The 8,622-nt window shown below is 72.4% G+C and carries 10 protein-coding genes; 5 read left to right on the forward strand and 5 right to left on the reverse strand.

Annotation, left to right across the window (positions count from 1 at the left end; genetic code table 11):
- Positions 1-114 precede the first annotated feature (114 nt).
- Positions 115-654, reverse strand: a complete 540-nt coding sequence (locus VHA72_RS04215; RefSeq protein ID WP_325573191.1) for a hypothetical protein — start codon at positions 652-654, stop codon at positions 115-117.
- An 89-nt stretch (positions 655-743) separates the two neighbouring features.
- Here VHA72_RS04215 and VHA72_RS04220 point away from each other — a divergent pair, with 89 nt between their 5' ends.
- Both VHA72_RS04220 and VHA72_RS04225 read left to right on the forward strand, forming a co-directional pair.
- Positions 744-1,319: a LysR family substrate-binding domain-containing protein gene (locus VHA72_RS04220; RefSeq protein WP_325573192.1), complete on the forward strand. Its 576-nt coding sequence runs from the start codon at positions 744-746 to the stop codon at positions 1,317-1,319.
- A gap of 77 nt (positions 1,320-1,396) precedes the next feature.
- Positions 1,397-1,843, forward strand: coding sequence for a hypothetical protein (locus tag VHA72_RS04225; RefSeq protein ID WP_325573193.1), 447 nt, complete (start codon positions 1,397-1,399; stop codon positions 1,841-1,843).
- On the opposite strand, the gene VHA72_RS04230 is transcribed toward VHA72_RS04225, so the two are convergent.
- The 3 genes from VHA72_RS04230 to VHA72_RS04240 form a co-directional block, all read right to left on the reverse strand.
- Positions 1,827-2,381: a nucleosidase gene (locus VHA72_RS04230; protein ID WP_325573194.1), complete on the reverse strand. Its 555-nt coding sequence runs from the start codon at positions 2,379-2,381 to the stop codon at positions 1,827-1,829. The two genes, VHA72_RS04225 and VHA72_RS04230, sit on opposite strands and share 17 nt — an antisense overlap.
- Positions 2,382-2,451: 70 nt before the next feature.
- On the reverse strand, positions 2,452-3,663 hold the full coding sequence (locus VHA72_RS04235) for an acyl-CoA dehydrogenase family protein (protein WP_325573195.1): 1,212 nt from the start codon (positions 3,661-3,663) through the stop codon (positions 2,452-2,454).
- 52 nt (positions 3,664-3,715) lie between these two features.
- Positions 3,716-5,080, reverse strand: coding sequence for an acyl-CoA dehydrogenase family protein (locus tag VHA72_RS04240; protein ID WP_325573196.1), 1,365 nt, complete (start codon positions 5,078-5,080; stop codon positions 3,716-3,718).
- Positions 5,081-5,262: 182 nt separating this feature from the next.
- On the opposite strand from VHA72_RS04240, the gene def reads away from it, so the two are divergent.
- Both def and VHA72_RS04250 read left to right on the forward strand, forming a co-directional pair.
- Positions 5,263-5,784, forward strand: a complete 522-nt coding sequence (def, locus tag VHA72_RS04245; RefSeq protein ID WP_325573200.1) for a peptide deformylase — start codon at positions 5,263-5,265, stop codon at positions 5,782-5,784.
- Positions 5,785-5,794: 10 nt separating this feature from the next.
- The gene (locus tag VHA72_RS04250) at positions 5,795-6,619 is read left to right on the forward strand and encodes a TrmH family RNA methyltransferase (RefSeq protein ID WP_325573197.1); all 825 of its coding nucleotides are present in this window, start codon (positions 5,795-5,797) and stop codon (positions 6,617-6,619) included.
- Between the two features lie 51 nt (positions 6,620-6,670).
- On the opposite strand, the gene cobA is transcribed toward VHA72_RS04250, so the two are convergent.
- Entirely contained in the window at positions 6,671-7,900 is a 1,230-nt protein-coding gene (cobA, locus tag VHA72_RS04255; protein ID WP_325573198.1) for a uroporphyrinogen-III C-methyltransferase, read from the reverse strand.
- Positions 7,901-8,062: 162 nt separating this feature from the next.
- Between cobA and VHA72_RS04260 the strand changes: the two genes are divergently transcribed.
- A complete protein-coding gene (locus VHA72_RS04260; RefSeq protein WP_325573199.1) occupies positions 8,063-8,590 on the forward strand; it encodes a YbhB/YbcL family Raf kinase inhibitor-like protein in 528 nt (175 codons plus the stop codon).
- The last annotated feature ends 32 nt before the right edge of the window (positions 8,591-8,622 follow it).

Below are 8,622 nucleotides of genomic sequence, written 5' to 3' on the forward strand. Positions count from 1 at the left end.
GAGACCGACCACTCCTCGCGGAGCGAGGCCCGCGGGATGCGCTGGTCGGTGGTTGGCGTCACGTCCGTCTAACGCCCACGAGGCCGCGGGGCTACGGGCACACGCCGATCTCGGTCAGGCGCCCAGTCGCGGCGGCAGCCACGCCAGCAGCGCGATGACGCCCAGCAGGAGGCAGAACGCCGGAGCCTTCCACCTGACCGTCGGCGAGTGCCTGAGCTCGAGACCGAGCAGCACGAGAACGAACACCCCGGCTCCGATCAGCCATGCCCACCAGTCACTCTTCGGCTCGGTGTCGGCGACCCACTGCACGTGGGACACCACGGTGTGCCCGAACAGGCCCAGGTTGACCCCGACGCCGACGGCGGCCAACCGGCGGTTGTGCCACCAGGCGTCGCTGACGGCCTCGGACCTGTCCGACCACCAGCGGAGCAGTCGGCGCGCCGGCGAGTCGTCGAGGACGGGCAGCGCCAGCACCAGCAGGACGAGCACGGCGTTGGCGCCTTCGAATGCGCTCGCCACATCGCGCCAGAAGCGGGTCGTCCACGTCATGGTCACCACGACGACGGCGACGGTCACGCTGGCCGCGACCCAGACGGGCCAGCTCGTGAGCGGCGCGCTCGCCGTACCGCTCGGCGGCGTCGATGCGGTGGTCACGGCTCTCCTCCGGGTCGGTGCGGCACCGGATCATGCCAGGAGGGCCGCGTCCGTGCGGCGGTTTCGGGCCGGGCCGGGATAATCCTCCGGTGACCTTCTCGATCGCCTTCGTCACCGGCGCGACGCCGGACAAGTGGGCACGAATCTGGCGCGAGCGCAGCCGGGAGCGGCTGGAGCTGATCCCGGTGAGCGAGGCGGGGCAGCTGGACGGCGTCCGTGCCGGCGAGGTCTCGATGGCGCTGGTCCGACTGCCGATCGCCCGTGACGGGCTGCACTGCATCCCGCTCTACGACGAGCGTCAGGTCGCGGTGGTCGGCCGCGAGCACTACCTGTCGCTCGCCGAGGAGGTCACTCTCGCCGAGTTGGCCGAGGAGCAACTGGTCCGGCCGCACGCGTCCGGTTGGACGCCCGAGGTTCCCCAGCTGGACTGGCCCCCGATGAGCGAGCAGGAGGCCATCGAGACCGTCGCGGCGGGCACGGGCGTGGTGATTGTGCCAGCCTCGGTCGCACGGCTGTTCCATCGCAAGGACGTGGTGGCCCGACCGGTCGCCGACCTCTCCCCCACGACCGTCGGGCTGGCCTGGCGGGTCGACGACGAGGACCCGAGGGTGCAGACCTTCATCGGCATCGTCCGCGGTCGTACGGCGAACAGCTCGCGCGGCTGAACCACGTCGCCGGCGTCCCGTTGTGGCCGCGCGCGGGTGGGTACGGGAGGTGGATGAGCCGACCGAGAGGAGCGTCCATGCCGACCGTCGCTGGGTTCGCAGCCGACCTGCGGACCGCGAGCCGCCGACTCGTCCGATCCGTGCCCGCCGTGATCGACGCCAGCTTCCACCCGTTCCGCACGGTGCGTGAGGGCACCCGGCTGGTCCAGGGCCTGCTCACCCCGGAGCGGGACGACCGGGTGCCGCCCCCGACGGAGGCGGCCGCGCCGGCGGACACCGCCGACCGGGCGCCGATCCACCGGCCCGCTCCGGGCTCCGACCGCCCGGAGCCCGCGGAACCGGCCGAACCCGCGGAGCCCGCGCGGGCCGCGGTGGAACCTGTCCCAGAGCCCGACCTCGAGCAGGACCCGGATGACCGGCCCGTCGAGAGCCGCGGACCGGCCCCGCACGTCCCGCCGGCGATCGCCGCCGAGGTGGAGCGCGACTACGGCGACGAGATTCCCGGGATCACCCCAGGGGAGTGATGTTCTCGGCCAGCCACTCCCCCAGCGCGCGAGCACTGAGCTCGACCAGTTCCGGCCACGCGAACGCGCCCTCGTCGGCGCGGTCGGAGACATGCTTGACCAGCCGCACCGGCACCCGGGCGCGGCGACAGGCCCAGGCCACGGCGTACCCCTCCATGTCCACCAGGTCCGCCTGCGCGGCCAGGTGGGCGCGCACCGCTGGATCGGTGACGAAGAGGTCGCCGGTGGCCAGCCGCACCCCGGGGCCGGTCACCGGCAGGTCGAGCCACTCCTGCGGGTCGTAGCCCAGCGCGCGCAGCACGTCGGCGGACAGGTCGTGGTTGAGCACCCGGGCGACCTCGTGCAACCCCTCCAGGTGGTCGTGCAGCGCACCGGCCGAGCCGATGTTGACGACCTGGTCGATGCCCGCGTCGAGGGCCAGCTCCCGCGCCACCGCGGCGGCGGCCGGCACCTTGCCGACGCCTGTCACCAGGACCCGCATCCCGGCCGGAACGTGGGTGGCTTCCTCGGGCGTCGCGGAGACGATCAACACGGTCACGACGCCCGAGGATAGGGCCTGGAAGCGCGGCCACGCCTGCGCGCGACGGCAGCCCCGTCCGCGCCGTCTCCTACTTCAGCTCGGAGCTGGTCAGCCCCAGCACGCGGCGCGCCACGATGAGCTGCTGGATCTGCTGGGTGCCCTCGAAGATGTCGAGGATCTTCGAGTCGCGTGCCCACTTCTCCAGCAGCTCGCCCTCGGCGTACCCGACCGAGGAGCACAGCTCCACGCACGAGAGCGTGATGTCGGAGCCGACCCGGCCCGCCTTCGCCTTGGCCATCGATGCCTCCAGCGAGTTGGGCTTGCGGTTGTCCGCCATCCAGGCGGCCTGCATCATCAACAGATAGGCGCCCTCCCAGTCGGCCTCCATCTGCAGGAACTTCGCGGCCGCCGCCGACTGCACCGTCGCCGGCCGGTCGTAGTCGACCTCGACGCCCGCCTTGGCAAGCAGCTCGCGAGTCAGGTCGAGCGAGGCGCGCGCGCAGCCCACCGCCATCGACGCGACCAGTGGCCGGGTGTTGTCGAAGGTCGCCATTGCGCCGGCGAAACCCTGCTTGACGTCGATCTCCGGACTGCCGAGCAGGTTCTCTGCCGGCACCCGGCAGTCGGTGAACGTGATCGTGGCGGTGTCGGAGGCCTTGATGCCGAGCTTGTGCTCCAGCCGCTCCACCTTCAGGCCCGGCGTGCCCTTGGGCACGACGAAGGACTTGATCGCGGCTCGCCCCAGCGACTTGTCCAGCGTCGCCCAGACCACCACCGCATCCGAGCGCTCCCCGGAGGTGACGAAGATCTTCTCGCCGTTGAGGACGTAGTGGTCCCCGTCCTTGACCGCGGTGGTCGACACCTGCGCCGAGTCGGAGCCGAACGACGGCTCGGTGATCGCCATCGACGCCCACAGGCCCTTGAACCGCTCCAGTTGCTCGTCGTCAGCGACGGACGCGATCGCGGAGTTGCCCAACCCCTGGCGCGGCATCGACAGCAGCAGACCCACGTCGCCCCAGCACATCTCGGCGACGGTCATCACCGAGGCCATGTTGGAGCCGTTCTTGATCGTGCCGTCGTCGGTGTTGTCCCGCCGTACGCCGGCCGCGCCGGCCCCCTCGCCCGCACCCGACTCCGCGAGGCCGTCGGCCATCGCGGCGAGCATGTCGAGCTCCTTGGGGTAGACGTGCTCGGCCTTGTCGTACTTGCGCGAGATCGGCCGCAGCATGTTCATCGCGACCTGGTGCACCTGGTCGCGGATCGGGCGCAGCCGCTTCGGGTCCTCGAGGTTGATGGCCATCACCGGGTCCCCCGTTCGAAGCGGAGCGAAGCGAGCATTCGAATGGGGTGGTTCATACCAGCACCGTCCCTTCCATGACAGCGATGGCCCGCAGGTCGCGGTACCAGCGCTCGACCGGGTGTTCCTTGGTGAAGCCGTGGCCGCCGAGCAGCTGGACGCCGTCCAGGCCGATCCGCATGCCCTTCTCGGCGCACAGTCGACGGGCGAGTGCGATCTCGCGGGTGGCGTCGATGCCCTGGGCGACGCGAGCCGCGGCCTTGTAGGTGACCAGCCGCATCGCCTGCAGCTCGATGGCCATGTCGGCGACCATGAAGGCGACCGCCTGCCGGTGCGCGATCGGCTCCCCGAACGCCTCCCGGGTCTTCACGTACGGCGTGACGTAGTCCAGCACCGCCTGCCCGGTGCCGACGGCTAGCGCGCACCATGCCAGGCGCGAGAGCCGCACGCAGTCGGTGTACGTCGACCCGTCCCGCTCGCCCAGGACGGCATCGGGACCGACCTTCACGTCGGTGAGCGTCAGCGTGGTGAAGCCGCCCGCCCGCACGCCCATCGCCGGGTCGCCCGCCACGGTCAGGCCCGGGGTCGACGACTCGACCAGGAACAGCGTCGGCGTGCCCTCGAGGCTGGCGCCGACCACGAACAGTTCGGCGTCGGCGCCGCGCGCCACCAGCGACTTCGTGCCGTTGAGCACGAACCCGCCGGCAGTCCGGGTGGCGGTGGTCGCCGGCTTCAGCGCGTCGAAGAGCACGGTCGGCTCGTTGAGGGCCAGGCTCGCAGCAGGCACGTCCTCACCGGTGAAGGCCGGCAGGTAGGTCTGCTGCTGCTCGTCACTCCCCCACAGCCCCAGCGCGGTCGCGACGGCACCGGGTGCGAGCACCGCCACCGCCAGGCCCATGTCGCCCTTGGCCAGTGCCTCGGCGACCAGCGTCCCGGCGGTCGCCGAGCGGGTTTCGGAGATCCCGCCGAGCGCCTCCGGCACGCCGAGGATCGGCAGGCCGATCTCCAGGCTCGCCTTGAGCACCTCGTCGGGCGCCTGGCAGGCCTCGTCGGCCGCCGCGGCCGCGGGGCGCAGGATCTCCTCGGCGTACTCGCTCACGACGTCGACGAGCATCTGCTCGTCCTCGCTCGGCGTGATGTCGAAGACGCCTCGCGACTGCGCGCTCGGCACCCGCACTCCCGCCTTACCGCGGCTGCCGGCCCGCTTGAACGTGCGGCCGGCGTTGGTGGCCACCTTGAAGCCGCCACGGGTCACCGTGAAGACGGTCTGCTCGGTCTGCTTGCGGATCCCGAAGCGGTCCAGCAGGTCGCTCTGCGCCACCCGGTTGAGCCCGGCGACGAGGTACCCGATCGGGTCGCGACTCTCGCTGGACGGCACGCCGAAGCGGCCACCGCCCTTGAGGTTGTTGAGGAGAGACATGCCGCGACTGTAACTCTCAGTTACACCAGCGTCTACACCTCGCCCCGTGGAGCCGCTCACATCGACCTCCGGCCGGGGCGCGGTGTCGGCCGACCGGTAGGGTGAGCGCCGTGGACGAGGCCGCAGCACAGCAGGTGAACGCGCCGTACGGCGCCCTTCCGAGTGGCGGGAAGGTCCGGCCGATGACCCGCTGGGGCACGCCGGTGATGCATCGCCCCCAGGCCAAGGTCACGGTCTTCGACGAGGCGTTGCGGGCGCTGGCCGCCGACATGGTCGCCACCATGTACGCCGCGGACGGGGTCGGGCTGGCCGCCTGCCAGATCGGCGAGGACCTGGCGATGTTCGTCTTCGACTGCCCCGACGCCAGTGGCACCCGCACCGTCGGCGTGGTCTGCAACCCGGTGCTGACGCTGCCCGAGGGCCGCGACCGGGTGCTCGACGAGGACCAGGAGGGCTGCCTGTCCTTCCCGGGGGCGTTCGTCGAGTGCGCCCGCCCGGACCACGCCGCCGTGGACGGCGTCGGGCTGGACGGCGAGCCGGTCCACTTCGAGGGCGACGGCCTGCTCGCCCGCTGCCTGCAGCACGAGACCGACCACACCGTCGGCACCGTCTTCGGCGACCGGATCCCCACCAAGGCCCGCAAGAAGCTGCAGAAGCAGCACGACAAGGCGGCCGCCGACTACCCGGCCGGCTGGCCGGCCTGAGCGTCGCCCGGTGGCCGAGCTGATCGAGATCACCGACCCGGCCGATCCGCGACTGGCCGACTACCGCGACCTGCGCGACGTCGAGCTGCGCAAGTCGCTGGAGGCGGAGCGGGGACTGTTCCTGGCCGAGGGCGCCAAGGTGGTACGCCGAGCAGCCGCTGCCGGTCACCGCGCCCGGTCGTTCCTGATGGCGCCGCGCTGGCTGGCCGGGCTCGCCGACGTGCTCGACGCCTCGGACGCACCCTGCTACGTCATCTCCGAGGCGCTCGCCGAGCAGGTCACCGGCTTTCACGTGCATCGGGGCGCGCTCGCCTCGCTGGAGCGCCGGCCGCTCCCCACCGTCGCCGAGGTGCTCGACGGCGCGCGCTCGGTGCTGGTCTGCGAGGACATCGTCGACCACACCAACGTCGGCGCGATCTTCCGCTGCGGCGCGGCGCTGGGCTTCGACGCCGTCCTGCTCGCGCCGCGGTGCGCCGACCCGCTCTACCGACGTTCGGTCAAGGTCGCGATGGGAACCGTCTTCGCGGTGCCGTGGACTCGGCTGCCGGACTGGTACGACGCGCTGCCCGCGCTCGAGCGCGCCGGCTTCACCACCGTCGCCCTCACCCTCGCCGAGGATGCGGTCGAGATCGAACAGGCCGTCGCCGGCGTCGACAGGGTCGCGCTGGTGCTGGGCTCCGAGGGCCACGGGCTCTCCGAGCGCTGGCAACAGACCGCCTCGCGCCGGGCGGTCATCCCGATGCATGCCGGCGTCGACTCGCTCAACGTCGCGGCCGCCACCGCCGTCGCCTGCTACGTCACCGCCCGCCGTTCCCCCGCCAAAGTGTCACCGTGACACTTTGCGCCGTAGGTGACACTTCCGAACTATCAACCGACCCCCAACCTGTCACGGTGACAGTTTGGGGGGCGGCTTGGGGAACGCGATCCCGACCACCTCGCCGACCACGATGATCGCCGGCGGGCGTACGTCGTGGGCGACCAGGTCGGCGGGAAGGTCGCCCAGGGTGCTCAGCACGGTGCGCTCGGTGGGCATGCTGCCGTCGCAGACCACCGCCACCGGCGTGTCCGGGTGGCGGCCGCCATCGAGCAGGGCGGCGGCGATGGCCGGTGCGTTCTCGACCGCCATCATCAGCACCAGCGTGCCGGTGAGCGCCGCCACCGCCGACCAGTTGGTCAACGACGCGGGGTGGCCCGGCGGCACATGCCCCGAGATCACCGTGAACTCGTGCGTCACGCCCCGGTGGGTGACCGGGATGCCCGCCAGGCCGGGCACCGCCACCGGCGAGGTCAGTCCGGGGATCACCCGCACCGGGATGCCCGCCTCACGGCAGGCGATGATCTCCTCGTAGCCGCGGCCGAACACGAAGTTGTCGCCGCCCTTGAACCGCGCCACCGCCTTGCCGGCCAGCGCGCGCTCGACGATCACCCGGTTGATCTCCTCCTGCTGCGCGGAGCGGCCGCGCGGCAGCTTGGCCACGTCGATCAGCTCGACGTCGGCCGGCAGGTCGGAGAGCAGCTCGCGCGGCGCCAGCCGGTCGGCGACCACCACGTCGGCCTCCATCAGCGCCTTGCGGCCGGCGACGGTGACCAGGTCGGGGTCGCCCGGCCCGCCGCCCACCAGGGTCACGCCGGCCACCCGGTCCCGCTCGCGGCGGTCGGCGATGGTGCCCTCGCGCAGTCCCTCCAGCACCGCGTCGCGCAGGGCCGCGGAGCGGCGCGGCTCCCGGTTCCCCAGGACGGCGACCGTCACGCTGCCGTGCCGCCCGACGGCCGGCGTCCAGGCGGTGGCCCGACCGGCGTCGTCCGAGCGCACGCAGAAGATGCGGCGCTCCTCGGCGGCCAGGCCGACCCGCTCGTTGACGTCGGACAGGTTGGTGGCCGCCACGACGTACCAGGCGCCGTCGAGGTCCCCCTCCTCGAACTCGCGCCGGACCCAGGTCAGCTCCGCGCTCAGGCCCTCCAGGGCCGGGGTGACCTCGGGCGAGACCAGCAGCACGTCGGCCCCGGCGGCGAGCAGCGCCGGCACCCGGCGCTGGGCGACCTGGCCGCCGCCGACGACCACGACACGGCGGCCGGTGAGGATCAGTCCCGAGGGGTACGGCGCAGGTTCGACCACGCCGCCTATCCTCCGCCACCCGACTCTGCCGGGGCGGCCCGGGGTCAGCCAGCGGACAGCCGTCGCGGCGCAGATGGCACGGCGCAGATGGCAAGGCGTGGTCGGGCGGACTAGGTTCGGAGCAGACATCACTCGGCCGAACTCGACTTCGAAGGAGCCCGCATGTCCCTCGACCGCCCGGTCTCACCCGACCCGTACCCGCTGCTGCCCGCCGTGCCGAGCTTCACGCTGACCAGCGCCGACGTCATCGACGGCCAGCCGCTCAAGGACGACCAGGTCGCCGAGTTCGGCAACACCTCGCCCGCCCTGTCGTGGAGCGGCGCGCCGGAGGGCACCAGGAGCTACACGGTGACCTGCTTCGATCCGGACGCACCGACGCCGAGCGGCTTCTGGCACTGGGTGCTGGTCGACCTGCCGGCGGACGTGACCAGCCTGCCCGCCGGGATCGGCGCCGCCGGCGCCGAGCTGCCCGGCAACGCGTTCATGTGCCGCAACGACATGGGCGAGAAGGCGTTCGTCGGGGCCGCGCCCCCGGCCGGCGATCAGGTGCACCGCTACTTCTTCGTGGTGCACGCCGTCACCGAGGAGACCCTGGGCGTCGACAGCGACGCGACGCCGGCGGTGGTGAGCTTCAACCTGGCCTTCAAGACCGCCGGCCGGGCGATCCTCGTGGGCACCTACCAACACTGACCACGACCTGACTGGTGGGGGGGGGGGGGGGG

It is taken from the genome of Nocardioides sp. (assembly GCF_035547795.1).
GTDB lineage: Bacteria > Actinomycetota > Actinomycetes > Propionibacteriales > Nocardioidaceae > Nocardioides.